This is a genomic window from Aeromonas cavernicola, from assembly GCF_002795305.1.
In the GTDB taxonomy this organism is placed as follows: Bacteria; Pseudomonadota; Gammaproteobacteria; order Enterobacterales; family Aeromonadaceae; genus Aeromonas; species Aeromonas cavernicola.
The window spans coordinates 30,490-55,943 of the sequence record NZ_PGGC01000059.1; the positions used below are offsets into that span (position 1 = coordinate 30,490).

Annotated in this window: 24 protein-coding genes, 5 tRNA genes and 1 pseudogene; 5 read left to right on the top strand and 25 right to left on the bottom strand. The window is 53.2% G+C overall.

All coding sequences use genetic code 11. The features are described from left to right. Positions 1 to 170 precede the first annotated feature (170 nt). A complete protein-coding gene (gene clpB / locus CUC53_RS06525; protein WP_100293404.1) occupies positions 171 to 2,747 on the top strand; it encodes an ATP-dependent chaperone ClpB in 2,577 nt (858 codons plus the stop codon). A gap of 218 nt (positions 2,748 to 2,965) precedes the next feature. Here clpB and CUC53_RS06530 read toward each other — a convergent pair whose 3' ends face one another. The 10 genes from CUC53_RS06530 to plsY form a co-directional block, all read right to left on the bottom strand. Beyond that, on the bottom strand, positions 2,966 to 3,472 hold the full coding sequence (locus tag CUC53_RS06530) for a DinB family protein (RefSeq protein WP_100293405.1): 507 nt from the start codon (positions 3,470 to 3,472) through the stop codon (positions 2,966 to 2,968). Between the two features lies 1 nt (position 3,473). Then, positions 3,474 to 4,907 (bottom strand): L-lactate permease, encoded by a 1,434-nt coding sequence (locus CUC53_RS06535; protein ID WP_100293406.1) that lies wholly within the window; start codon positions 4,905 to 4,907, stop codon positions 3,474 to 3,476. Next, positions 4,904 to 6,760: an FAD/NAD(P)-binding protein gene (locus tag CUC53_RS06540; protein WP_100293407.1), complete on the bottom strand. Its 1,857-nt coding sequence runs from the start codon at positions 6,758 to 6,760 to the stop codon at positions 4,904 to 4,906. Before CUC53_RS06540 ends, CUC53_RS06535 begins: the two co-directional genes overlap by 4 nt. Then, on the bottom strand, positions 6,754 to 7,761 hold the full coding sequence (gene sbnB, locus CUC53_RS19020) for a 2,3-diaminopropionate biosynthesis protein SbnB (protein ID WP_201796727.1): 1,008 nt from the start codon (positions 7,759 to 7,761) through the stop codon (positions 6,754 to 6,756). Before sbnB ends, CUC53_RS06540 begins: the two co-directional genes overlap by 7 nt. 24 nt (positions 7,762 to 7,785) lie before the next feature. After that, positions 7,786 to 8,763 (bottom strand): 2,3-diaminopropionate biosynthesis protein SbnA, encoded by a 978-nt coding sequence (gene sbnA, locus CUC53_RS19025; RefSeq protein ID WP_201796728.1) that lies wholly within the window; start codon positions 8,761 to 8,763, stop codon positions 7,786 to 7,788. A 535-nt stretch (positions 8,764 to 9,298) separates the two neighbouring features. Further along, positions 9,299 to 9,374: transfer RNA gene (locus tag CUC53_RS06550), tRNA-Asn, on the bottom strand. A gap of 8 nt (positions 9,375 to 9,382) precedes the next feature. Beyond that, a tRNA-Phe gene (locus CUC53_RS06555) sits at positions 9,383 to 9,458 on the bottom strand. Between the two features lie 3 nt (positions 9,459 to 9,461). Continuing rightward, positions 9,462 to 9,537: transfer RNA gene (locus tag CUC53_RS06560), tRNA-Thr, on the bottom strand. A gap of 51 nt (positions 9,538 to 9,588) precedes the next feature. Beyond that, positions 9,589 to 9,664 (bottom strand) — tRNA-Phe (locus CUC53_RS06565). Between the two features lie 47 nt (positions 9,665 to 9,711). Continuing rightward, on the bottom strand, positions 9,712 to 10,374 hold the full coding sequence (gene plsY / locus CUC53_RS06570) for a glycerol-3-phosphate 1-O-acyltransferase PlsY (RefSeq protein WP_157798210.1): 663 nt from the start codon (positions 10,372 to 10,374) through the stop codon (positions 9,712 to 9,714). 182 nt (positions 10,375 to 10,556) lie between these two features. On the opposite strand from plsY, the gene folB reads away from it, so the two are divergent. Together folB and folK (CUC53_RS06580) are read left to right on the top strand one after the other, a co-directional pair. Beyond that, positions 10,557 to 10,928 (top strand): dihydroneopterin aldolase, encoded by a 372-nt coding sequence (gene folB, locus CUC53_RS06575; RefSeq protein ID WP_100293409.1) that lies wholly within the window; start codon positions 10,557 to 10,559, stop codon positions 10,926 to 10,928. Next, positions 10,928 to 11,464: a 2-amino-4-hydroxy-6-hydroxymethyldihydropteridine diphosphokinase gene (gene folK / locus CUC53_RS06580; protein ID WP_100293410.1), complete on the top strand. Its 537-nt coding sequence runs from the start codon at positions 10,928 to 10,930 to the stop codon at positions 11,462 to 11,464. Before folB ends, folK (CUC53_RS06580) begins: the two co-directional genes overlap by 1 nt. Positions 11,465 to 11,510: 46 nt before the next feature. Here folK (CUC53_RS06580) and CUC53_RS06585 read toward each other — a convergent pair whose 3' ends face one another. From CUC53_RS06585 to CUC53_RS06600, 4 genes are read right to left on the bottom strand one after another with little or no spacing between them, the layout of a single operon-like run. Further along, positions 11,511 to 11,972 carry a hypothetical protein gene (locus CUC53_RS06585; protein ID WP_100293411.1) on the bottom strand — a complete coding sequence of 154 codons (462 nt, stop codon included), beginning with the start codon at positions 11,970 to 11,972 and terminating at the stop codon, positions 11,511 to 11,513. Positions 11,973 to 12,010: 38 nt separating this feature from the next. After that, a complete protein-coding gene (locus CUC53_RS06590) occupies positions 12,011 to 13,360 on the bottom strand; it encodes an ATP-binding protein (protein ID WP_100293412.1) in 1,350 nt (449 codons plus the stop codon). A 37-nt stretch (positions 13,361 to 13,397) separates the two neighbouring features. Beyond that, positions 13,398 to 14,054 (bottom strand): AHA_4052 family stress response regulator transcription factor, encoded by a 657-nt coding sequence (locus tag CUC53_RS06595; RefSeq protein WP_100293413.1) that lies wholly within the window; start codon positions 14,052 to 14,054, stop codon positions 13,398 to 13,400. 20 nt (positions 14,055 to 14,074) lie between these two features. Next, positions 14,075 to 14,410: a PepSY domain-containing protein gene (locus CUC53_RS06600; protein WP_100293414.1), complete on the bottom strand. Its 336-nt coding sequence runs from the start codon at positions 14,408 to 14,410 to the stop codon at positions 14,075 to 14,077. A 63-nt stretch (positions 14,411 to 14,473) separates the two neighbouring features. On the opposite strand from CUC53_RS06600, the gene CUC53_RS06605 reads away from it, so the two are divergent. Next, complete coding sequence (locus tag CUC53_RS06605; protein WP_167386707.1) at positions 14,474 to 14,719, top strand: PepSY domain-containing protein; 246 nt, start codon at positions 14,474 to 14,476, stop codon at positions 14,717 to 14,719. Positions 14,720 to 14,734: 15 nt separating this feature from the next. On the opposite strand, the gene msrQ is transcribed toward CUC53_RS06605, so the two are convergent. From msrQ to CUC53_RS06635, 5 genes are all read right to left on the bottom strand, one after another. Then, positions 14,735 to 15,343, bottom strand: a complete 609-nt coding sequence (gene msrQ / locus CUC53_RS06610) for a protein-methionine-sulfoxide reductase heme-binding subunit MsrQ (RefSeq protein ID WP_100293415.1) — start codon at positions 15,341 to 15,343, stop codon at positions 14,735 to 14,737. Then, a complete protein-coding gene (gene msrP, locus CUC53_RS06615) occupies positions 15,334 to 16,338 on the bottom strand; it encodes a protein-methionine-sulfoxide reductase catalytic subunit MsrP (protein WP_100293416.1) in 1,005 nt (334 codons plus the stop codon). The genes msrQ and msrP overlap by 10 nt, the downstream gene beginning before the upstream one ends. 350 nt (positions 16,339 to 16,688) lie before the next feature. Further along, complete coding sequence (locus CUC53_RS06625; protein ID WP_100293418.1) at positions 16,689 to 17,969, bottom strand: sigma 54-interacting transcriptional regulator; 1,281 nt, start codon at positions 17,967 to 17,969, stop codon at positions 16,689 to 16,691. Positions 17,970 to 17,990: 21 nt separating this feature from the next. Then, positions 17,991 to 18,485, bottom strand: a complete 495-nt coding sequence (locus tag CUC53_RS06630) for a hypothetical protein (protein ID WP_100293419.1) — start codon at positions 18,483 to 18,485, stop codon at positions 17,991 to 17,993. Further along, entirely contained in the window at positions 18,482 to 19,891 is a 1,410-nt protein-coding gene (locus tag CUC53_RS06635; protein ID WP_100293420.1) for a sensor histidine kinase, read from the bottom strand. The genes CUC53_RS06630 and CUC53_RS06635 overlap by 4 nt, the downstream gene beginning before the upstream one ends. Positions 19,892 to 20,122: 231 nt before the next feature. Between CUC53_RS06635 and folK (CUC53_RS06640) the strand changes: the two genes are divergently transcribed. After that, the gene (folK, locus tag CUC53_RS06640; RefSeq protein ID WP_100293421.1) at positions 20,123 to 20,680 is read left to right on the top strand and encodes a 2-amino-4-hydroxy-6-hydroxymethyldihydropteridine diphosphokinase; all 558 of its coding nucleotides are present in this window, start codon (positions 20,123 to 20,125) and stop codon (positions 20,678 to 20,680) included. Here the strand turns inward: folK (CUC53_RS06640) and CUC53_RS06645 are convergent. The 6 genes and pseudogenes from CUC53_RS06645 to CUC53_RS06670 form a co-directional block, all read right to left on the bottom strand. Further along, on the bottom strand, positions 20,609 to 21,313 hold the full coding sequence (locus CUC53_RS06645) for an SDR family oxidoreductase (RefSeq protein WP_100293422.1): 705 nt from the start codon (positions 21,311 to 21,313) through the stop codon (positions 20,609 to 20,611). The genes folK (CUC53_RS06640) and CUC53_RS06645 overlap by 72 nt on opposite strands. Positions 21,314 to 21,529: 216 nt before the next feature. Continuing rightward, a tRNA-Trp gene (locus CUC53_RS06650) sits at positions 21,530 to 21,606 on the bottom strand. A 204-nt stretch (positions 21,607 to 21,810) separates the two neighbouring features. Beyond that, on the bottom strand, positions 21,811 to 22,971 hold the full coding sequence (locus tag CUC53_RS06655) for an ABC transporter permease (protein WP_100293423.1): 1,161 nt from the start codon (positions 22,969 to 22,971) through the stop codon (positions 21,811 to 21,813). Next, on the bottom strand, positions 22,965 to 24,098 hold the full coding sequence (locus CUC53_RS06660; RefSeq protein ID WP_100293424.1) for an ABC transporter permease: 1,134 nt from the start codon (positions 24,096 to 24,098) through the stop codon (positions 22,965 to 22,967). The genes CUC53_RS06655 and CUC53_RS06660 overlap by 7 nt, the downstream gene beginning before the upstream one ends. After that, complete coding sequence (locus CUC53_RS06665; RefSeq protein ID WP_100293425.1) at positions 24,098 to 25,099, bottom strand: HlyD family secretion protein; 1,002 nt, start codon at positions 25,097 to 25,099, stop codon at positions 24,098 to 24,100. Before CUC53_RS06665 ends, CUC53_RS06660 begins: the two co-directional genes overlap by 1 nt. 85 nt (positions 25,100 to 25,184) lie before the next feature. After that, positions 25,185 to 25,454 (bottom strand): annotated as a pseudogene (locus tag CUC53_RS06670) (TolC family protein); the annotation flags it as partial.

A 25,454-nucleotide genomic window follows, 5' to 3' on the forward strand; every position in this document is an offset into this window, starting at 1 on the left:
CCACGCCGCTTACGATCAGCTCATCCTGAGCAGAGTGGGGTGTCCGCCGCAGCCTTGCGGAGAAAATAACCAGCCTTAGCCCTTGAAATAGACGCTGAGAGCCTCATCTTTCACCTTAGAAAGTGATGTCGTTTGCCGCGCCGCGGCGCCAGTCTTGAAGGGGAAGTGCCATGCGTCTCGATCGCCTGACCAGCAAATTCCAAATAGCCATTTCCGATGCCCAGTCACTCGCACTGGGCCGTGACCATCAGTTTATCGAACCTATCCACCTCATGTCTGCCCTCGTCAATCAGGATGGTGGTTCTATTCGGCCACTGCTGACACTGACCGGATTGGATATCAACACGTTACGCTCTCGGCTCGGGGAGGAGTTAGATCGGCTGCCCAAGGTGAGCGGGGTTGAGGGCGATGTTCAATTATCCAATAGCCTTGGTAGGTTGCTTAACGTCTGCGACAAGCTGGCCCAGCAGCGCAAAGATCAATTCATCTCCTCCGAGCTATTCGTGCTGGCCGCACTCGATGACAAAGGAACCTTAGGTGAACTGCTGCGGGCCCAAGGCCTGACCCAAGAGAAGTTAGAGACTGCCATCAATAAGGTGCGCGGCGGCAAAAGGGTTGAAGATGCCAACGCCGAGGAAAATCGGCAGGCATTAGAGAAGTACACCATCGACCTGACCGAACGGGCGGAGCTGGGCAAACTTGACCCCGTGATTGGCCGTGATGACGAGATCCGCCGCACCATTCAAGTGTTGCAGCGCCGCACCAAAAACAACCCCGTGCTGATCGGTGCGCCTGGCGTCGGCAAAACCGCCATCGCCGAAGGATTAGCCCAGCGCATCATCAACGGTGAGGTGCCGGAAGGGCTCAAGCATAAGCGGGTATTGTCGCTGGACATGGGGGCACTGGTGGCCGGTGCCAAATATCGTGGCGAATTTGAAGAGCGGCTCAAAGCGGTACTCAATGATCTGGCCAAGGAGGAGGGCAACGTCATCCTCTTTATCGACGAGCTGCACACCATGGTCGGTGCCGGCAAGGGCGAAGGGGCCATGGACGCGGGCAATATGCTGAAACCTGCGCTGGCCCGTGGCGACCTGCACTGCGTCGGTGCCACCACCCTCGATGAGTACCGTCAGTACATCGAAAAAGATGCCGCGCTGGAGCGCCGTTTCCAGAAGGTGCTGGTGGAAGAGCCGACAGTCGAGGACACCATCGCCATCCTGCGCGGTTTGAAAGAGCGTTATGAGCTGCACCACCATGTGCAGATCACTGACCCCGCCATCGTGGCCGCCGCTCAGCTCTCCCATCGCTATATCAGCGATCGGCAATTACCCGATAAAGCGATCGACCTGATCGACGAGGCGGCAGCCAGCATCCGGTTGCAGATCGACTCCAAGCCCGAAGCGCTCGATCGCCTCGAGCGGCGCATCATCCAGCTCAAGCTGGAACAACAGGCGCTGATGAAAGAGAACGATGACGCTAGTCGCAAACGACTGGAGCTGATTAATCAGGAACTTGGCGAAAAAGACAGGGAATACAACGAGCTAGAAGAGGTGTGGAAAGCCGAGAAAGCGGCCCTCGCCGGCACCCAGCATATTAAAGCGATATTGGAGCAGGCCCGCCAAGATCTCGATGTCGCCCGCCGAGCTGGCGACTTGGGGCGCATGTCCGAGTTGCAATATGGCCGGATCCCCGAGCTAGAGAAGCAACTCGATCTGGCTACTCAGGCGGAGATGCAGGGAAGCAGTTTACTGCGCAACCGCGTCACAGATGTGGAGATTGCCGACGTCTTGGCCCGCTGGACCGGCATCCCCGTCGCCCGCATGTTGGAAGGGGAACGGGAGAAACTGCTACGAATGGAAGAGCAGTTACACAGCAAAGTGATCGGCCAAGAAGAGGCTGTCGATGCAGTCTCCAACGCCATTCGCCGCTCTCGGGCGGGCCTTTCTGACCCACAGCGCCCCATCGGCTCCTTCCTATTTTTGGGGCCCACTGGGGTGGGCAAGACCGAGCTGTGCAAGGCGCTGGCCGAATTTCTGTTCGATAGCCAAGATGCTATGGTACGGATCGACATGTCCGAGTTCATGGAGAAACACAGCGTAGCCCGGCTGGTGGGGGCGCCTCCGGGCTATGTGGGTTATGAAGAGGGCGGTTATCTGACCGAGGCGGTACGCCGTCGTCCCTACTCGGTGATCCTGCTGGACGAAGTGGAGAAGGCCCACCCGGATGTGTTCAACATCCTGCTGCAGGTGCTCGATGATGGCCGCCTGACTGATGGTCAGGGCCGCACCGTCGATTTTCGTAACTCGGTGGTGATCATGACCTCCAACCTCGGCTCGGATCTGATTCAGGAGCATCACGCCGAGAAGGATTACGACGAGATGAAAGCCATGCTGATGGAGGTGCTGACCCGCAGCTTCCGGCCGGAATTTATCAACCGCATCGATGAGACCGTGGTGTTCCACCCCCTCGGTGAAGAGCACATTAAGTCCATCGCTCACATTCAACTCAAGAGTCTGATGGGCCGACTGGAAGCTCAGGGCTATCAGGTAGAGGTAAGCGAAGCGCTGCTCAACAAACTGGTGCACGCCGGGTTCGACCCCGTCTACGGGGCGCGTCCCCTCAAGCGCGCCATCCAGCAGAAAGTAGAAAACCCGCTGGCACAGGCGCTACTCAGTGGTCGTATCACTCCGGCCAAGAAGCTGGTATTGGGAGCCGACAGCAATGGCTTGACCATGACGCAGTCATAGCCCATTGAGCAAAAAATCAAGCCAGCACGAGCTGGCTTGATCTTGTTATGCTGCTTGCGCACGCAGACAGTGCATGATCCCGCGGCATCCCTTGGCAGGGCCAGAGCAACGAACAGGCCATGCGGTCTAGCTCACCCAACCGCTGAAACGGCTCATCTATCCCCTTGATGGAGTGTCAACCCAAGTCACCGCCTTTGCCGTCTGGGCAATGAACGGTTTCAGCCAAGCGCAAGAGCAAGAGGCGTGTCTGCGTTTAACCGCATAATCAGCCACTGCATACCCGCAAGATGCTGATAGTCATGGCTAATGAGCAGCCGCACCAAGCCATCTAAACTCACCTCACCATAACTGCCGTAACCGGCTCGTCGTGGCCAAGCGGTGGCAGGGAGTGAGCTCAAGAGGTCAACCGTCTGCTGACGAGCAGCGCGAAACGCCGCCAGCGCCAAGGTGGGATCGCGCTGTTGATAGTGATGATCTATCGCCAGCTGATAACCATCCAACGAGGCGAGCACGGGCCTCGTTTCCGCTAATGTGCGCCGAAACCGCTCTTGATAGCCCAGCGTCTCGATATCCACCAAATGGCAGAGGTGCCCCCGCGCACTGAAACGCTCTGAGGGAATGCCCGCCCAATTGGCGGGCTCCCAATCCAGATAATCGCTTGGCACCTGACGGAACAACTGTTCAAACTGATCCGGCATGGCTAGCAGGGTTGTAAAGGGTGACATCTCATCCTCCCACGGTGATCACAGTGGCCAGCAAAGTGCCAATGGTAGCCACCAATAAGGTGTTGGCGATCACTAACCCAAAACCAAAACGGACTAACCGCTGCTCTTCCTCCGGCGTCCCCTTCGCCAAACTGATCAGTAAGGCGATCATGGGTAAAGAACCCAATGCCGCATGACCCGCAGCGCTGTTTTGGATCGCCGCCATAATCGGCAGGAGTGGTTCCGACAGTGGCAAATGCGCCACTGATGGCATCACGATGGCATTGCCGCCCACATTAGAACCCGTGATAAACCCTGATAACCCGCCAAATAGCGCGATCAGCGGGCTCAGCACACTGAGATCAAGCTCACTTAAGCCCAGCGTAATTCGAGTCAGAAATCCGGCCTTGACCAAGACTTGTGACATAAAAAGAAAGAACAGGATCGTTAGTAAGGGGCGTTTAGCACGCAGCCACCACGCATTACCTAGCTGCTGACCACCTTCCCGTGCAACCAGCAGTAGCAGCACACCAAGTAATGCAATCCCGGGAGAAGCAAGGGGTTTCCAGCTAACTTGGCTACCTTGGATCACCAGTAGATCGGCAATACCAAACAGGCTATTTAGTCCCTTAAGCAGTAAAATCGCCGCCAACAACGCGAGATAGGGCCACGCCTGATAAGGGAACTGAAGCCGCGCCCGCTGTTTCACGCGCGCCCACAACAGGCCAACCAGTAATACGCTTCCCCCTGCACAGACCCCAGCAATTTCAGGCCCCACCGTGCGGCTGATGAAATGCAGCAAGAGCACAAACATCCCAGCGGTGGCACTCGCCGCAAGATAAACCAGAGGCTGGCGCTGTCCCATTAACCACAGGGCCACATTGATGGCTAAGACAAACACTGGGGCACTGGTCCAAGCGGACCATGCTCCGAGCGTCTCAGCAGGCAAGCCAGCTAGCGCCGCACCGATCACCGTCGCTAACCCCAAGGTTCCCCAGGGCATGATACACATCCCCGTAAGAGCTATCCGTAACGCAACGTGACGATCCAACAGCGCCAGTAGGAGCGGGACTGTGGCAATCAGAGACACGCCAAAACCGGTCATCGACTCAAGCAACGGCGCCAGCCCGAGCACCACAAACACCCCTAAAGCAGCGCCACGCCAACCGAGCCCACTCACCCATCCTTCTAGCGCTTGATTGGCTTTGATCCGCTCAAGGTAGATGACAAACAAGAGACCTGGTGCGATCACACTCGCGGTACTCAGAAAGAGCACCCCACTATCTTGCATGACCTTGACCAAGGTCGTACTAACAAAAGGATCGGCCAGCCCACTACCCCACAGGGTCAGGGCTAACAACGAGCCCATTAATGCCGCCTGTATCGGCGGACGTTTTAGCCCCATGATGAGGGAAATGACCAATAAGATCGGTGATAGCTGAATGAGGGCAATCATGATGGAAACTCGCAATGGTGGCTGTGAGGGTGGTGCTGGACTGCCGCCAGCCAATGTGGCAAGTCGAGACAGTCACTGGCCAGTTGTTGGGCCTCGCTCAGTGCTCTGGAATAGCCGCCTGCTGAGGGAACATAATGGTTGTAGTAGGTGGCTCCCTCTAGCAAGGGGCCGAGCAACCAGATCCGCTTAAGGGATACACCTTGCGCATCGATCGGATGGTAATGCTGGTCGATACGCAGCTCCCCTTGTCGTAATCCGACATGTTCAGAGAGATAGCCCTTGTCACTCAAGCAACGCAGTAAGCGGTCACTGCTACCTTTGAGAAGACTCTTGCTTTGACGTGCACTGATCAACCATTGCAGCGACATTGCTGACTCCTGATCCGCGTGGAATTTGCCACTGTCCGCAGACCACTGGAACCGCGTACCAGGAGCAGCCAAGGTGACAATACCGGCCTCGATTAAGGCAATCAGGTCCTGATAACGCTCCTTTTGCGGGCCTGCCACCATGCGATTGATAAGGGGAGCCCACTCTTGAAAAAACGCCCGGTGACTAGCGTCATCCAGCCCTGCAAAATCGATGACACTGCGTAGACTGTCCCGCATATCACGCCAGACCTCTAGGGCAGCTTTATCGGCGGAGTGTTCGAGCCCATGCTGCCCCATGGCCAAATCTTCGTTAATGAACGCCTTTACCCAGTCGCTATACCCCTCCCCTCGATGAGCAGCAGGCACTGCACGCAGTAACAACGCCGCCAGATCTACCTTGCCCATCAGACGCTCTAACAAGTTCCAACTCTCTGCCAAGGTGCCAGTGCTCACGGCCGCAGTGAGTGTGTTTCGCCAAACCGCCGCCGAGGGGGCGTGCTGCGCGCTGACGAGGGTCAGGTAGTAGGCTGCTTTCATCTCATCTAGCAGTAACGGCAACAGATCCTGTTCAAGGTTCAGTTGACCCATACTCCTGCGCGCTCGCAAACTAGCGATGGCCTGCTCTGTCAAAAAAAGAGGGCGATGACGCACTCGTTGCGACCCTGTATCGGGTCGAACTCGAAACGGGAGGCCGGTGCGGGAAAATAGGGTGATGTTAGGTTCTTGGCCTGATGCTAAGTAAACAACCGGTTGGCCTGCTTGGCGTACAAAGACGCCTCCTCGCCCAGTCGACAGCGCGGCTAGCACATCCATGCTCGCCAAGCCAAATCCTTCAAGGCCCACCTCGTCTTGAGGGGCTATCGGCGCCAAACTGGCTGGGATGGGGTAAATGTTCACGATGTGGTGTGCCGAAAGAGGCTGCTCCATTTGACCAGTATGACCTTGCATCAAAAAGAGCTTATCAACACGGATCGCGCTGCCGCTCTCGCCATAAAGGACCGCAGCATCCGCAGCATAATCTAACGCCACCGCCCGTTCCTGATGCAAAGTGAGGCTAATGTTGTCCGCTAAATTTGCCGTGATCTCCTGATAAAACCAATGCAAATAGCCACCCAATAGTGATCTTGGTAAAAAGTCCGTAGGCAGAACCAGGCGCCCAGCAACCTGATCTTGATGCCCATTCACAGCAATACGAATTCCTCTCTCCAGACACCACTCATATAGGTTCGGCCCTAACCGCTCAAAAGGGCTGCCATTGGCTGCATGGCTAGGAAACATCGAGAGTTGCTCAGCCACGGTATTGAGCAGCAGATAGTCATGCTGCTGTGGGTCATGCACACCACACCCTGGTTTATTTGGCTCAAAGATATGGATCGCTAGCTGCCGCCCATTCTGCAGCGGCGCTAGCGTCAATAAACGCTCCAACAAAGAGAGGCCACGCGAACCCAGCCCAACAATAGCCACTGTTAGCTTGTTCGTTACCATCTTTTTGTTTCTCCGAAAAACTGAGGAATAGCGAGAGCTAAACCCTTTGCGACGGCTTGGTCGTGAAGTTGCTTACCTAATGCCAGATCCAGCATGCCCATACCAAAAGGCGAGTAGATACTGGGTTTGCTCTTATCCGGCGTAATATGCCCCAACATCAATTCAGCTAAGGTGCCATGAACAAAGTGGCGATCACCGCAACGCTGCTCGGCCAGATGGGGGCTGGTATTGGCTTTTAAGCAATGCTCAACATCATCAAACAAGTTCCAAGCCTGAAAAATAAGCTCGGGGGCCACATCACGTAGCGAGATATTGAGCACGATTTGACCTGGCGCCAGCTCAGTAGAAGCTGGCACGTACGGGGTGCCGGCACTGGTAGCGAAAACCAGAATATCGGCATGTAAGACCTGCTCCAGCTCATTGGCGATGGTTTTCTTACCAGATAGCTTCTCGCCAACATGCTGCTGTAATGCCACCCCATAAGCGGGGTCTTGGTCATAAAAAAGGATCTCGTTGGGGCTCCAATCATCCGCAATGAACATATCTGCAATATTTCTGGCAATGACTCCTGCCCCGATAAAGGCAATAGAACCAACTCGTTTTGATTGGCCATTCAACCAATATGCACCTAACACCGCAGACGCTGCTGTGCGAGCAGCACTGATGAGAGATGCTTCTAAACAGGCAAATGGATAGCCCGTTTCATGATCGTTTAATATCAGTACAGCGGAGGCTCGTGGAATACCACTTTGAATATTGGCTGGAAAACTAGATATCCATTTTAAACCTGATACTTTCTCTTCCGCATTAATTGCCGCAGGCAAGGCAATAATACGGTTATCTGGATTATCAGGAAATCGTAAAAAATAACTATCAGGGTTAATGGTCTTACCATAATGATGGTCGATATAAGCAGCCTTTACACATTCAATAACACTACGCGGGTCTGCACAAAGCAGTGTTTTAATCGTACATCCTGTAACAACATTAAAACTAAACATAAATATTCCATCTTAATAAAGGTGTTATTTTATAGTCACTAGTTCAAAGGATTCATTAACCCATTCATCATTATAAATAGTATCCAGGTATCGCTCGCCAAAATCAGGAGAAATAGCCACTACGGTTGATCCTGGTTCAATACGAGTATGCCATTTATATAATGCCGACATGACCGTCCCGGTAGATCCTCCCGCCAACAAACCATAGCGCCGAGCCAGCTGACGGCAGGTCATCACAGCTTCTGCTTCTGGTATTAGCTCAAAGGCATAAATACCCGCAGGTTGATATATTCCAGGACGGTGGCTAGAGCCTAACCCAGGAATAACTCGCCGCCCAGGCGGCACCCCAAAGGTGACCGAGCCGATACTATCGACAGCAATGATCCGAGTATCTGGACTGAGCGTAGCGAAATGCTGCAAACACCCCATCAGGGTGCCCGTTGTACCAGCACCAATAAACAAATAATCAATTTTATCAAATGTATCGGTAATAGCTGTCGCTGTCGTATTGGCATGCATAGCGGGATTTTTATGATTTTCATATTGGTTCAACCATACATATCGCTGATCTTCTGCAATACAGCCTTTTATATATGAAATTCTTGAGCCGAGAAAACCACCATTAATATCTCGATGCTCGATCATAACAATCCGAGTCCCTAATGCTTTCATATATCTTATATTGCTAGGCATTGCATTGGGGTCAACGACACAGACAAATTGATAGCCTCGCTCTGCACAAATAATACTCAGTGCGACGCCTAAACTACCTGATGAAGATTCAATTAATATGGTATCTTCATTAATTACGTTACGGTTTTCAAGATCACTTATCATGCCCAAAGCGGCTTTCATTTTAATTGAGCCGGATGGGTTCATCGCTTCTATTTTTAGATACGCATTAATACCAGATAGTTCGTAAAGAGGAAGAAAATTGTAATCATGGATCATAGCTGACAGCGGACCAACCTTAGCGATTGGCCCTTGGATATCGCGATACATAGTCATTCCATATAATATTATTAGGCATAACACAGTCATTTTTGACTTTATTATTAATAACATTATCTGAAATGGGATTCAATATAGCCTCACCTGCCAAGGTTCCACACTATTAACTGATTTTTATATTTTTTTTGAAGGTTACTGCTGCTAGCAAAGCGCTTATAACGGAATTTTTTTCCGCTTTCTTGCTGTCATAGCAACATCTATCGTCAAATTTTGCTCAAAAAGAGCGCATGTTATATCGACTAGCAATAGATAAACTAACGAGATTTAATATCAGAAAAATTTTTATGGCATCAGCCAGCATCCGACACTCGCCAGCCGAGCGCGTATTTATACCAACTCAGTATCTTCAAGTGCACGACCTGAAAATGATTGAACACATCGGGATATATGCTCAATAGGCCAGCGCTAGCAGCCTCTCGTGGGAATAGCTAATGCTGATTGCATTGCCATTAGGTGCTATAGCGCCGTGGTGAGGATAAATCAAAAAATAAAAAAGCCCCTGTCTTGCGACAGGGGCTTTTCGATGTGGCTCCTCCTGCTGGGCTCGAACCAGCGACCTGCGGATTAACAGTCCGTCGCTCTACCGACTGAGCTAAGGAGGAATTATAAATGGTGCCCAGAGACGGAATCGAACCGCCGACACGGGGATTTTCAATCCCCTGCTCTACCGACTGAGCTATCTGGGCAAATGGTGCCGGCTACCGGAATCGAACTGGTGACCTACTGATTACAAGTCAGTTGCTCTACCTACTGAGCTAAGCCGGCACACTTTAAACCTTTGTGCATGTAAACATTATATTTCATTGCACCTATATGTGGTGCCCAGAGACGGAATCGAACCGCCGACACGGGGATTTTCAATCCCCTGCTCTACCGACTGAGCTATCTGGGCGTGGCCGCTATTAAACGGATTTTAGGGCAAGTGGTCAACGGGAAATTTTACTTTTTATCTCGTTCGTCTTTTTTTTGCTCAACATCACCCATTTTTAGCGTTTTTTCATCACATCTGCGCCCTTTTTTTGGCCATAACCTTGGTTCTTCCCCCTTGAGTAGGCGAGCAATGTTCTCATGATGGCGGATGAGGATCAGACAAGAGAGCAACGAAACAGGCAACGTATACTCTGGCTTGAGCAAGTAGGTGAACAGTGGCGTTAACAACACCGTGATAATCGACGCCAATGATGAGTAACCGCTCACCAACAACACCAATAGCCAAGACCCCATCACGACGCCCCCCATGGTGAAACCAATGGGCATCATGGTCCCTAGCGCTGTTGCTACCCCTTTACCACCCCGAAAATGAAAAAAAATGGGGTACATATGGCCAAGGCAGGCGGCAACCCCAATAAAGCCAAGATAGACAGGCTTAATCTGTAAGTACCAGGCAAGATAAACAGGAATCGTGCCCTTCAATATATCAAGCAGTAGCACGACGAGTGCTGCTATCCGTCCGCCCAGACGCAACACATTAGTTGCACCAGGATTGCCGGAGCCGTGGTCTCGCGGGTCAGGTAACCCTGTGAGACGAGAAACCAGCACAGCACTGGATAGCGAGCCACCCAGATAAGCCAGAATAATCATGAAAATCGTCAGGGCTGTCATCTTGGTCGTTCTTACCACGAAATGAATGGGGTATGATGCAGGCCACATTATCTGGATATGGCTTGGAGTTGCCCAGCAATACGCCCTCCAAAACCGCTCCTGCGCGGTAACCTAGTTACCAAACCTGCATCCCTGCGCTGTCATCACAGCGAACCAATTTAGAGTAAAGAAGAAGTACTGTCATGGACAAGGTGTTTATTCGCGGACTCGAAGTGTTGGCCACTATCGGTGTTTATGAGTGGGAGAAAGGCATTCGCCAAAAGCTCTGTTTCGACCTCGAAATGGGATTCGATAATCATCCTGCCGCCGCAACAGACGATATCACGCTGGCGCTCGATTACGCCGATCTGTCTCGCAAGATTTGCGATCACGCGGCAACAACGGTGGTGGAACTGGTGGAAACCATGGCTGAGCAGATCGCCATGTTAGTGCTCTCTGATCGCCGCGTACATTGGGTAAGCGTCACGCTGACCAAACCGACAGCAGTCCCCAATGCTACTGGCGTCGGCGTTGAGATCCTGCGCCACCAAACCCACACGGTGAGCCATCGCTGATGACCGCCATCTATATCAGTCTGGGTTCCAACATTGAACGGGAGCATCACATTCGGGCGGGGTTGGACGCGCTATATACGACGTTTGGTGAACTTACCGTTTCGCGGGTGTTCGAGAGTGCAGCCGTCGGCTTTCATGGCCGCCCTTTTTACAACTTGGTGGTAAGCGCAAAGACCGCCTTACCATTAATGGCCGTGTGTCATCATCTGCGAACGATGGAATTTGCCCACGGTAGGGAAATGAATGCGAAGAAATTTGCACCGCGCACCCTCGACCTGGATCTTTTACTCTACGGCGACTTAGTCTGTGAAGCGCCTGTAGTGTTGCCGCGGGGCGAGATTCTTACCAATGCGTTTGTCTTATGGCCACTGGCCGAGCTTGCTCCGAGCTTGCGCCACCCCGTTGTCGGCCGCTCACTCGGTGAGCTATGGCAGGACTACGACAAGCAGGCACAACAACTCTCCCCCATCCCTTTTCACTGGCAACCACCGACGTTGCACCCGCACGATACCCGCGAGCAGCGGCTCGGCGTGTGATAAGAGCCGCCTTGAGATGTATTCAGCTCAAGGCGTGTTCGCAAACTTAAAAATCACCTTCTTCCATGTACTCTTGGGCGCATTCCACTAGCTGTGGCCACAGCTCTTCGGGCACCCATCCATCGGGATCATCTTCGTCCCCATCGTACTGGCTCCAGAAATAGCGACGCAGGCCAGAGGCAAATTCATCGCTGACTTCTGCAAGTTCCGATAGTGGTCCGAGCCACGCGATACGGCGCAAACCAGAGGCCAGGTCATTAATAGCATCCATCAAAATGCGGTCATCCGTGCTTTGTTCCACCAATAAGGCAAAGCGCGATCTAGCTTGTTCGATTTGGTCGTCATCTAACTCACCGATATCGGCCAGCTGGTCGACAAAATCTTCCTGCAGAAAGGCAATTACACCCCTTCGCTCTTCAAACCACTGGATCTGGGCTCCTTTTCTGCCCAACAATGAGGCATCAAACGAATCGTCAAGGTGACACAGCGCCCATGGATCATCTGTCATGGTTATCTTCCTTAGCTAAAAAAGAGCCCATATTAGGCCTAGCTCACCACCCTTGCTACCTTGGGTAATGAAAGAGATGCCGCTAGCCCCCCCAACTCGGCACGCCCCATGATAAAGCTGCCTCGATATGCTTCCGCCAGACCTGCCACGATATTGAGGCCCAATCCAGACCCGGGTACCTTTTCATCCAGCCTGACACCGCGTAGCACCGATCTTGCAATCTCATCTTCACTCATCCCTGGCCCATCATCTTCAATGCGCAAGGTGATCCAGCCACCGAGATCAGCACTAGAAATCCGCAATTGGCTGGCTGACCATTTAAATGCATTTTCCAGCACATTCCCTACCATTTCGTCAAAATCCTGCTCTTCGACGCCGACGGCGAGATCCGCAGGGACTTGTAGATCCACCGTTTTATGCGGATAGAGGCGAGAAAAAGCACGGCAGATGTATTCCACCCTTGCCCGCACAGGGGTGGATACCCCGAGAATTTTCGCGGCACCGGTGACTCTGGCTTTGCCAAGGTGATAATCGATATGACGCTGGATCTGATCAAGCTGCTCCCCGAGCGCGCACTGTTCCTCAGGCGGCAGCTGAGCGACCTGATTACGCAAAATACTGAGGGGAGTTTTTAATGTATGCGCCAAGTTACCGGTATGGGAGCGGGCCCGCTGCAACAACTCGCCGTAGTGGTGTAGCAGGCGGTTGATATCTTCCACTAATGGCTGAATTTCTAGCGGATACCGTAGGCGGAAGCTCTCTTGATGTCCCTGATGGACTCGCCCCAACTCACGACGTAGCAACTGAAGTGGGCGTAGCCCATAGATAACCTGAAACATAAACCCGAGCACTAACCCAGCGGCCGCAAAAACAAGCCCAAAAAACAAGCTGATGCGCGTCTTTTTTAATGTTTGCGTCAGCACGCTGCTGTCTTTCGCAATCACCAAGGTGAACACACGATCTGACCCCGGTAGCAAAATAGTGCGAGTCATAATGAGTAATGGCTCTTTATTGGGCCCTTTACCGATAAACAGATCAGGGCCACCGAACGCAGATTTAAGGCCCTGGGTTTTGAGGCTGGTGTCCCACAAGGAGCGTGACCGCCCGATCACCCGCCCCTCTGACTCCACTTGCCAGTAGTAGCCAGAATAGGGCTGACGAAAGCGGGGATCGGTCATCGGCTCGGCCACCACTGGCATGCCATTTTGCTGTACTTCAAGGCGAGAGAGCAGGTCATAAATCTGCAAGCGCAAGCCATCCGCTTCAGCGCCTTGCCAGTAACTGCGCATCATGGTCTGTAAGCCAAACCCTGTTGCAAATAAGAACAGCCCGCACCACACCAACGCAATCGCGAGTAATCGCCCACGTAACGTGCGCACCAGCCTCACTGAGTGGCCCTGCAGAGACCGTTATTCAGGTGACGGTTCATTCGTTAATCCGATAGCCAAGACCACGAACGGTCTCAATGAGATCAGAATTGGTCTTCTTACGAATGCGCCCGATAAATACCTCAACGGTATTCGAATCACGATCGAAATCTTGGGCATAAATATGGTCAATCAGCTCACTACGGGATACCACCTTGCCGCGATGCTGCATCAAATATCCCAATACGCGAAACTCGTGAGCAGTTAACCTAATCGGCGTGCCTTCGTACCACACCTGCGATGCTGACACATCAAGGCGCACACCACCGATTTCTAAAATAGAGCTCGCATTACCTGCCGCTCGGCGCACCAACGCATGCACCCTAGCCACCAGCTCTGCGACCTGAAATGGCTTGGTGAGATAGTCATCCGCTCCAGCATTGAGGCCTTCAATCTTCTCGTGCAATTGACTACGAGCGGTCAGAACCAACACCGGGATATCAATTCCCTTGCTACGCCACTCTTTTAACACGCTCAGCCCATCGCGCCCTGGTAGCCCTAGATCGAGGACAATCGCATCATAAGGCTCTGTTTCACCAAGAAATCCCGCTTCATTACCATCGTGGCAAAGGTCGGTGACAAAACCCGATTGGCGCAGCTGTTCCGCTAACTGACCGGCCAAGGTTTTTTCATCTTCAACTATCAGAATTCGCATCAAAGGACTCCAAATCAGGATCACTCTTCCGCTATCGGGAGCCTCTTTGGCTCAAATAGCCGCTCCAGATGGTGGCCTCTGGCCCATACCATCTCGAGATTATCGGCCCGATAGGCAACCTTCATCACACTGTTTTTTCTGTCAATGACTCGCAATTCATAGAGCCAGATGCCATCTTCTTCGCCGAGATCAACCCGTAGCACCCGCACTGGTAACTTAGCGGCGAGCACCAACATCTCATGAAAAGGTCGCACCCGCCCCTCCAGCACAGCCTGTTGTAACTGGGCTTCATCAGGCGTATTCGCCAGCCCTAGCGTTGACCACAACAAGCACAAAAGAGGGAGCCACCTATTCATGGATGATTCATCTCCAAAAAACTAACCTACTGTGGTTTATAGTCTGCCAGCAATGAATCAGGAATGAATATGATCTCGCGCTGCGTCTTGTTAACTCTGTTACTCCTCAACACCGCATGGGCAAACCCCCATCGCCTTGATATGGCAGCACTGGTTAAATTACTGCTGGCACAGGGTTATCACGATATCCGTGAGATAGAGCTTGAGGGGGAGACATTTGAAGTGAAAACACTCAATCGACAAGACCAGACAGTTAGTCTGATCGTTGATGCCCATACCGGTGAAATCAAACAACAAACGACCAAATAGACCCAGCGTGCAGCGTTAACGTATACGCCAAATCCGTAACAGACGATCCCGCCGTAACCACAGTAACGCAGCCGCTAACAACAGGTAGATAACGGGCTCTAGCCAACCACTTTTTACCGACCACCAGTAATGAATGGGGACGAGTATCGCGATGGCATAGATCCAGTTATGCAGCTTTTGCCAGCGAGACCCCATACGCCGTAGCAGCGCAGGGAGCGATGTAATGCTCAGGGCCGCCAATAACAACAACGCAACCAGCCCCACCACGATATAGCGGCGCTTGACCAGCTCACCACCGATTAACGCCCAATCAAACTGCAAATCTAAGCCTACCCACACCAAAACATGCAGCGACGCCCAGACAAAGCACCAAAGTCCGAGCGGCCGCCGCAACTTAATAAGCGCACCTTGGCGCCACTTTTTGGCCACTGGGGTCACGAGTAACGTCAGCAATAGCAGATTCAACGCACCTTTGCCGAGGTAATGGATAAGCTCAGGGATAGGGTCTCCCCCCAATAACCCTGCTGGGATAGCATAAACAAGCCAGAGTAAAAAAATGCCCGCCCCAAGATGCACCATAGCCCGTAACAAACGGGCATGATTGGGGGTCACTCTTAATACCATTTGCGCAGATCCATCCCTTGATAGAGTGAAGCCACTTCGTCAGCGTAACCATTAAACAGCAAGGTCGGCTGGCGTTTAGCGCCAAACACCCCACCTTCACCGATAAAGCGTTCGCTGGCTTGGCTCCACCGCGGGTGGTCGACTTGGGGATTCACGTTGGCATAGAAACCATACTCGTTGGGGGCCAAGAGATTCCAAGTGGTCGGCGGCATCTCCTCGACCAACCGGATCGAAACGATACTCTTGATGCTCTTAAAGCCGTACTTCCAAGGCATGACTAAGCGGATAGGAGCACCGTTTTGGGCGGGTAACGTTTTGCCATAAAGCCCCATGGCCAAAAAGGCGAGCGGGTTCATCGCTTCGTCGATTCTTAACCCTTCGACATAAGGGTAATCAATCCCGCCCCCTAACCCACGAGATGCCTGACCTGGCATTTGTTCTGGGTCATATAGGGTTTCGAACGCCACGAATTTGGCACGACTGGTTGGCTCTGCCCGTCGAAGCAAGTCAGCTAGCGAAATGCCATTCCAAGGCAACGCCATGGACCAAGCTTCAACACAGCGAAATCGGTAGATCCGCTCTTCCAGCTCGGTTTTATTGATGAGATCCCACACATCCAAGGTAAAAGGCTTCGCCACTTCCCCCTCAATCCGCACTTGCCAAGGCTCCGATTTGAGCGTGTGGCCATACTTCGCCGGATCAGACTTGTCATAGCCAAACTCATAAAAATTGTTGTAGCTGGTGGCTTTATCTTCTGGGGTTAACACCACACCTTCAGGCAGGGCGGCGCCCTTAGTGATAAGCGGTTTTGTCACTGGGGCAGCAACCGCTTGTTCACCACGGAGCAAATCAAGCACCCCTGCCTGACTAGGAAAGGCGAGTGTCGCAGCGCCTAACCCCAGCCCTTTTAGGATCAAGCGACGATCCTGGTAGACAGATTCTGGGGTTACATCCCGTTCGGTGGGATGCTGTGGTGAACGTCGTTTAATCAACATGAAAAACTCCCGAAGCAATGAGGCTAATGGTGATAAGACCGCATACCTCAGGGTTTTATTTCACAACATCTTATAAAAAGTGATACAGGGGTAACGCTTTCGCCATGGTTCCGACTAGGAACAGCAAGACAAAGACGAGCAGGGGAACAAGCAGATTAGGCACCATCAGACTCACTCCATGAGCAGGACAGGGCTCCTGAATATGGCTCAACCTGACAGCCGTCTCCAATGAATTTTTTTCGCTCGCACGAGCGTATTTCTAATTGGTGTGAACGCCTAAAAGAAGGTGGACACACCGTGCTTAAGCTATCGAACAACACACACCGCAGCCGCTATCCGGCACGCTCGCACTATCCTTTTTGTTTGAAATTGGCGACTTCAATACTGTGTCTATTCAATAGCTTATAGAAATCCGTGCGATTGCGGCCTGCCATATTCGCCGCTAAGGTCACGTTGCCTTCGGTAGTACGTAACAGCCGGATCAAATACTCTTTTTCAAACTCGGCACGCGCCTCGTTGAACGAAGGAATGACACCGCCACCAGCGCTCAGGGCTGACTCCACCATCGCAGCCCCTATCACAGGGCTACAGCAAAGGCTGGCTAATTGCTCTACTAGATTGCAAAGCTGGCGCACATTTCCAGGCCAAGCCGCGCTGGCTAACATCGCCAAGGCTTGTGGTGAAAATCCCATGGCAGCACAGTCACTGTGGCGCTGGCGGTAATCATCCAGTGCTTGTCTGGCCAACAATGGAATGTCCTCGCGGCGGGCGCAAAGCGGCGGCAGCGTAATATTGGCCACATTGAGGCGATAAAAAAGATCTTCGCGAAAACGCCCCTCGTCCATCGCCGCCACTAAATTTTGGTGACTAGCACTCAGTACCCGCACTTCAGGCGTCCCTTGCCCGTACTCCGCCATCACCTGCAGCAGCTTGGCTTGTAACGATTCAGATAAGCCACCTATCTCATCGAGAAACAAGGTCGCGCCCTTCGCTTGCGCAAACAGACCAGATTGACCATCCTCGCCAAACAGTTGAATGTCGAGCAACGACCAAGGGATAGCCGCACAATTGATGGTATGGAGTAGCTGATCTCGGCGTGGGCTAGCCTGATGCAACGCTTGCGCCATAGCCCCCTTACCCGACCCAGAGGGCCCCATTATTAGCACCGGCACTTCCATTGCGGCGATACTATGGGCTTGGATCAACAGCTGTTGTAATTGAGAATTACGGGTCAAAATCAGCGACTGCCACTCTTGTTGCTGCTTAGGCTGAGTTAAACTCAGCGCATGTTCGATAGTGTTGAAGAGGGCTTCTTTATCAACTGGTTTAGTTAAAAAACTGAACACCCCCGAGCGAGTGGCGGCAATCGCATCTGGGATAGTGCCATGTGCAGTCATGATGATCACCGGTAACCCTAACCACTGCGCTTGAATCCGCTCAAACAGCGCCAACCCGTCCATCCCCCCCATCCGCAAGTCACTGAGCACTAAATCTGCCCGTTGCTGGCGTAGGCGATCCAGTGCCGCTTCCGCACTGTCTGCGGTATCGACCTCATAACCTTGGCTACGCAAGCGCATTCCCATCAATTTGAGCAGACTGGCGTCATCGTCAACCAATAAAATCCGACTCATCCCTTCGCCTCGCAGTGCTGGTTAATTCCGCTTACGCCGATAAATGTGCTCATCGATGGCAGAGAGTTGCTCAATCTGATGCCGTAACCGCTGGATTTCCTGACGCTGCTCATCGCACCGACACTCTTTGGCTAATAGCGCCTCTGCAAGCGCAATCCAACTACGTAAAAAGGTTTGGCTATCGCGACCAAGCTGAGGCAGCAACGCCGTCAGCCGCGTAAGGCCTGCGCGGCGGCTCGCCACAGGTTCCTGCGGATGAGTGTTGATCATGGCCAGACTAACTTGGCTGTCGATGCTGTGATCCGCTCGCAACCTCAGCCGCTCTTGCTGTCGTTGTGTTGGCTTAGTGGTGAGCAACCAATCCGCATAGTGCAGATGGTGTTGTAACGCTTTATTGGCGCTCTCCAAACGGGCAACCCGTTCTAATGCCAAGTCTTGCTGTGGCGCCGGTGGCGGTGGCAGGGAGCAACCAGCAAGTAACCCTGCCATCGTGGTCAATAACCCAAGTCTTCTCATGAGTGGTACTTCAGCATTAAGCGAAAACAGACATCTGCCCCTTCATCATTAACCAATATCAGCTCGCCCCCCAAGCTATGGGCCGACTCACGAGCAATAGAAAGCCCGATCCCCGACCCTTTGAGCAAACCGTGCCGCACCAAACTGCCCTGCTCAAAGGGTTCAAAGATCCGCTCTTGTTCCACCAGCGGGATCGGTGGCCCTTGGTTTGCCACCTCTAACCACCCGCCTTCTTGGTCTGGCTGGCCACGAATCCAGATATTGCCCTTGTTCGCACCGTAGCTCACCGCATTGGAAAAGAGATTATCGAGGATAAGACGTAATCGATACGGCTCAGCCCACAAGGTCAGTGGGGCGACGGGCAAGTGTACACAGATCTGCTTGGACTCCAATGCCAGTCGATACTCGGCAATTAAGGCAACCAGCATCGGACCGACAGCTACCGGTTCATGCTTGAAGACTTTTTGCTGACTCAAGCGGTTAAAGTCCAACAACCGCTCGATCAGCTGTTGTAGGCGACGACTATTGTCATCCAGCATCACGCAGATTTCATGCTGATCAGGGGTCAATGGCCCGACCAGCTGCTCGCAAAGCAGGTCGGTCCCCTCTCGTAGTACCGCCAGTGGGGTTTTCAGCTCATGAGAGACATGCCGCAAAAACTGGTATTTTTGCAGCTCTAGCATCTTGAGTTTTTCGTGGAGCCAGAGGATTTTTTCGCCCAATCTAGCCAGCTCTGCAGGGCCATCTATCGGTCTTGGATCAGGTTCAACGCCCGCCCCCAAACTCAAAATACGCGACTCAATTTGTCGTACGGGGTGGATGATCAGATAGGTGAAAATAAAGACCAGCAGCAAACTCAACGCGACCACCAATCCGCTCACCCACCAAATTTTGCGGGTCAGATCAGCGATCATCTGGCGTACCCGAGTGATACGCTCATCAACACGGTTACGGGTCACGGTTTCCAATTGTTGGTTGAATTGATTAAACAGATCAAATTTAGCGTTGTTCACTGCGGCTCTTGCCTTGCTAGGGTCACGTAGGCCCCTTAACCAAGATAATGAGAGATCTAACTTGCTATCCCATTGAGCATCGGTAATCGCCCGGCGATGCTGCGCCAATAACCCCTGATAATCGGCTAATTGCCGCTCAAAACTAGCCAAGATTTTAACGTCTTCCAGCACCACATAACGACGCAGTGAACGTTCTAGCTCCATCGCTTGGCTTGCTAACAGCGTCGCACGCCGAGTATCGACAACCGCTCGTTCCATCTCATCACTAGCGAGTCGGCTGAGGTGATCTAACGCCCGACTGTTGTGCCAAATCATGCCACCCAGCGCCAGTAATATCAGCACAAAGCCCATTAGCACTACGTGCAACAAAGAGCGTGGGCGAACCTTGGTCATGTTTCATTACTCATTCGATATCAGGGGAAAGCAGCATATCTGCACATCCCTCAAAAACAAGGCCAATGCGCCATAGCAATTTCCCTGCGCCTCTCCTATACCCCTGTTACAGCCCCATCTGCACCAATTTGGCGTTGGATCACAATTGATGGGAGTCACTTAAGAGATAGTGAGTCCCATCATAGTGCGTTGCGTACCTATATCCGATGCGGCAACACAAGGAGAGTGAACATGTTCTATCTGTGTAGCATGGGGTCAAATATCGAGCCTCACACTCATGTCAGCCAAGCGTTGACCGAATTGTTGACTCAATTTGGCCGACTGCACCTCAGTTCAGTCATCCAGACCACGCCTGTGGGCATGCAATCTAGCCACGACTTCCTTAACTGCCTGTTTATTATCGAAACCCCACTGGCCTCGCCAGCGTTGAAGGCCCTGTTTATTGCCATGGAGCTAGCTCATGGCCGTGATAGGCAAGCACCAGATTGCAAGATACGCGATCGGCCACTGGATATAGACATTCTTGCCTCCAGCGAGGAACAAGACTTTTCCAGCGCTACCGTAGATGACTACCTCAATGAGTTATTGGCAGAATTGTATGGCCGTACCGAGATCCAGTCCGGCAAAGTGTCACTCCCACTCCACACCCAATTGACCGCCAGTAAGGTGATTGAAGAGTGGCAAATCGGCTTGGCTCCCCTGTGGCTTGGAATGAGCTCAAATGACCGCCAACGCCCGCCCACCATCGACGCGGATGCTGGCCCCGGTCATGTAGTGATTGGTCATTAATAGCTGCACCGCTTGCCAAATCGGCTCCAGCCCTCCCTCTCTGGCTAACGGTGTTTTGGCCAGTACATGTTGCCGCCACTGTGCACTGTGCTCGTCAAGGAACAGGATCGGGCCAGGCTCGATGGTATTAACCCGGATATGTGGCGCAAGCTCACGGGCAAAGCTCATAGCCAAGGCGTGAGCGCCCGCTTTGCTGGCAACATAGCTCGCAAACTGGGGGGCTGGCGCATGAATGTAAATGTCGGTGAGATGAATGATGCTGGCATTATCATGAGCCGCTAACTGCGGCGACAAGGCCTGATTGAGCTGAAAAGGGGCCGCCATGTGCACCCGGTAGAATTGTTCAAATTGCGCCAATTGCTGGTGTGGATCTGCCGACATTGGCTCAAATGCCGAGGCATTGTGGATCACCAAAGCCAGATCCTGATGAACGGCAAGCCGCTGGATCAACCTATCGACAGCCTCGGCATCACAAAAGTCAGCTTGCACTAACTCAACCCCCAAGGCCTGTAATTGGGCAAGCTCAGGCCGCTCACTGCGATAACTGCCGGTCACCTGCCACCCGTCAGCCACCAGCTGCTGACAGAGATAAAAACCCAATCGACGACCACATCCTGTGACCAGTGCACGCATAAGCTCTCCCTTGCTCATTGATGCCAATACGCGATTCTATCGCCAATTGAGGCGCTACATGCGAGAAAAATAAGCAAGGGGAGTAATAAATCGGGCCGAGTCACTGGCCAGCAGACACTGTCAAGCCAAGCCCAGAACAGAGAGAACAGGGCAAGATAAGGAGTGACCAGCAATGAAAAAAGCCAGCTTATTAAAGCTGGCTTTTAATCAATTTAGTGGCAGGGGCGGCAGGACTCGAACCCGCAACCATCGGTTTTGGAGACCGCTGTTCTACCAATTGGAACTACGCCCCTGCAGCAAACGAGGCGAATTATACAAAGCCAAGTTCAAAGGTAAAGGCTTTTTTGATTCTTTCGCGTTGATTGCGCAAAGGACAAACAACCGCCGTTTATTCGACCAACAATCTTAGATAACTTGCTGTATTTTCAGCCTTGTCGAGCCACCTAGGTAACGTCAGGCGCCCATCATCCGACCGTTGGCCCCCTTGTAGCTGATAATCACCGCCCCACTGACTGTCGTTGCCGCCAGCGTAATAACAGGCTGGCTAAGAGGCCATAACATAGCGCCAGCCCCCATAGCTGCACCTCGTAATGAGCGACTTGGCTAACGTCGGCTCCCATCTGGTTCAAACGCAAGAATCCCTCAATAGCGGGTGTGCTAGGAGCCCACTGTGCCAACCAAGTGATCGGCGTTGGGATAAGCTCCTGCGGCCAGATAAATCCAGCGCAGAAGACCAGGGGCATAGAGGAGAGCAGCACCACTTGTGCGGGGCGCTCGCGGCGGGTAAACAGCGCCCCTAACACCACACCAAGCCAAGTTGTGGCCAAGAGAAACGGCAACGCAAACAGCCCTAACTCAGCCAAATCTGCGTGCCGAGTAATGCTGTAGTAATCAAAACAAAAACCAAGGAAATAACTCACGGGTAATAGGAATAGGCCGCCAATAACCAAGGTTCTCGCCAACAATAACAACAACACAGGGGCCTGTTGCCAATAGCCTTGTTCACCACCTAACTGACGCTGATTTTGCGTGGCCCCCAAGATGCTGGTGCCCATCAGCAGAACTTGGTAGAGGATCAGCACGAACACGGCGGGCACCACGTAGTTGACATAACCCATCGTCGGATTAAATACCGGTAAGGTATTGAGCCCGACTGCATTCCATCCTGCCGCCGCTTGCGGCAGTGCTTCTCCCTTACCCAATAAACGCGCGACCTTGATTTGCGCCGCCAGCGTGCCACTGGCTTGGGCTAACCCCTCGGCAATGGTGCCGTAGACCAGAAAATAGGAAGCATCGCCACCGTAACTTAACGTGACGCTGTTGCCCTGCATCAGATCCCGATAGAAGTGGCGAGGGATATGCAGTATCCCGCTGGCACTGCCAGCCAGCATCAGCGCACGCGCCTCGGTCAACGAGTTAGCCCGATCCACCAGTCGCACCTGTGGGGTGGCGTCAGCCATGAACTCAAGCTGACGTGACAATTGGCTACCATCTTCATTGACCACCACTACGGCCTCTTCCCGGGGCAGCTGCTGCAGATAGGGCTGAGGGTAGAGAAAGGAGTAAAACAGCACCCCACCAAACAGGGTCAGCATAATGGCACGATCTGCCAGCAGGGTGTGTAGCTCAAGCCGAACCAACGCCCAGAAACCTAGCATGGCGGGTACTCCTCTTTGGTCCGTATCGCCTGCCGTTGATAGCGATAGCCAACCAGCAACAGAGGCAGCAGAAACAGCAGCAGGGCCCCTAGCTGGGGTAATGCGGCACTGGCGGGCACCCCGTAGTTGCTCTGACCGATTTGCAACTCAACGTAGTGAGACATCGGCAATAAACTCCGCCAGAACTGGGCAAACTCTCCCATGGCAGTCGCCGGAAACGTCACCCCCATAAACGCAAACCCCGGTGCGGTATAGGCACCCGCTATCGACAGCGCGCGCGTCGGATCACGGATAATGCCGTAAAAAAAAGCCCCCATCGCCACACATGCCGCTGCTGCAAGACCTAGCCCGGCAATGAGCACCCACCAACTACCCTGCATCGGGTACCCAAACCCCTTAAACAACAACCCACTCCACGCCACTCCCCAAGCCCAACCAATCAGCACCTGTGGCAGCAAAATCTGCCAGAGCGTGCGGCCAACCCGCTGCGATGTCCAAGCGCACTGATGAAGATCGGCGCGAGCCAGTGCATTGATGCCATAGAGCACCAACAAGATCTGCCATACTGCAGGTAAGATCGCACTGAGCAAAAACTGGGCATAGCTGGCATTGATGTTATAGAGCGCGGTGACTTGGCTACCGATAGGCACTGCCGCCCCCAGCGCCTGCGGCAGGGCTTGACCGTCTGCCATGGCCGACAATACCCCCACTTGGCCATTGGCCGTGCCAACCACTTGCGCCAGTGCCGCATTAACTAACTTGGCGATCAAGATGAACTGGCCATTGTTAAACACGGTCACCTGCGGCTGTGCCCCTTGGCGGGCATCACGCTCTACATGGCGAGGGATCACCACCAGCGCATAGATGTCACCACCACGCAGCGCACGGGCACCCGCAGCCACTGAATCAAACTCGTCGGCGAGCTGTAACCCTGCTGAGCTGTCGAGGGCGAACGCCAAGGTGCGAGATAACTGGCTCTTATCGAGATCCACCAAGCCCACCTTGAGGTCTCGCGCCAGCCCAGCCGAGAAGATCCAGCACAGTAGCCCCATCACCAGCAATGGCACCCAGCTGGCCAGCGCGAGGCTGAAACGATCCTGCCACAACCGACGAAATTCAGATCTCATCAGAGCTCAACCAACACGCTCATCCCGACCCGCAACCCCGCAACGGGTTGCAGCGGGCGAGCTTCGACCTGAAAGCTCTTCATGTCGAACCCCTGGCGAGTATCGGTGGCTCGCCACGTGGCAAAATCCCCCATCACGGCGACATGGGTGACCTTAAAGCGTATTAATTGCTCGCCCAGCCCCGGTACGGTGGCCTCGAACTCGGTACCGACTTGGAAACGGGGTAACAGATCTTCACGCACATGGAACTGAGCCCATGCATCCCCCATATCGAGGAGCGTCACCACTGGAAAGCCCTGTGGGGCAAGCTCACCACTGCGCAGCAACACTTGTGACACCTCGCCCTGATGGGGGCTATTGATCCGGGTATCCGCCAGATACGCTTGCACCTCCGCAACCGAACCGGCAGCCATGTTAGCCTGTTCGCGAGCAGCCAGCTTGGTCTCTTCTCGCTCCCCCTCTTGAATTAACTGATATTGCTGCCATGCCATACCTTCGCTGTAACGGGCAGCCTGCCAAGCCGTCCACGCCTCATCACGTTTTTGCAGAGGCATCACCCCATCTCGATGCAAACTGGCAATCCGCTGATAGGTTTTCTCCTGCAGTAGGGCCGCCGCTTTGGCTTGCTGCCATTGATCTTTAGCAGCAGCAATTTGCTGGGAACGCGCCCCCTTTTCTGCCTCTTGGGCCATGGCGCCTGCGGCGGCCTCTCCCGCCTTGGCTTGGCTCAGCTTGGCTTCAATTTCTGGGCTAGCCAGCGTGAACACCAATTGGTCTTTGGTCAGCTGGTCGCCCTTTTTCACCAATACCTGGTCGATACGCCCCGCGACCTTGGAGGAGACTGCGTATTGTTGCGCCTCAATCTGCCCTTGTAAGCGGATCGGCTGCGGCTGATAAGCCAGCCAAAAACGCCAGCCCAGCCAACTGGCAAGTAGCACTAATCCCAGCGCTAATAGCCCTGACTTACCTCGGCTCATCTTATTGCTCAGGGGATGGCTCATCACGTCACCTCAATACACAGATCGCCTTTGGCGATAGCTAACAAATGGATAAACATCGACTCACATGCCGAGCCGCTCTCAATCTTCATGAGCCAAACTCAACCACTTGACCTTGCTGATACTGTTTAAAGCGCTCGATCTGACCGGACAGGGCCAACAAACGCGCCAGCGAGACGACGTACTGATACGCTGCCGCCGCACGCTGAGTTTTGACTCCGGCTAACTGGGTACGAGCATCGACCACGTCCAGCGACGTTGATAATCCTTGGCCAAAGGCGTTATCCCGCAAGCGCACAGTCTCTTGTGCCAAGGCTTGGGTCGAGGCGAGGGATTGATACTCTTCTAGCCCCTGAGC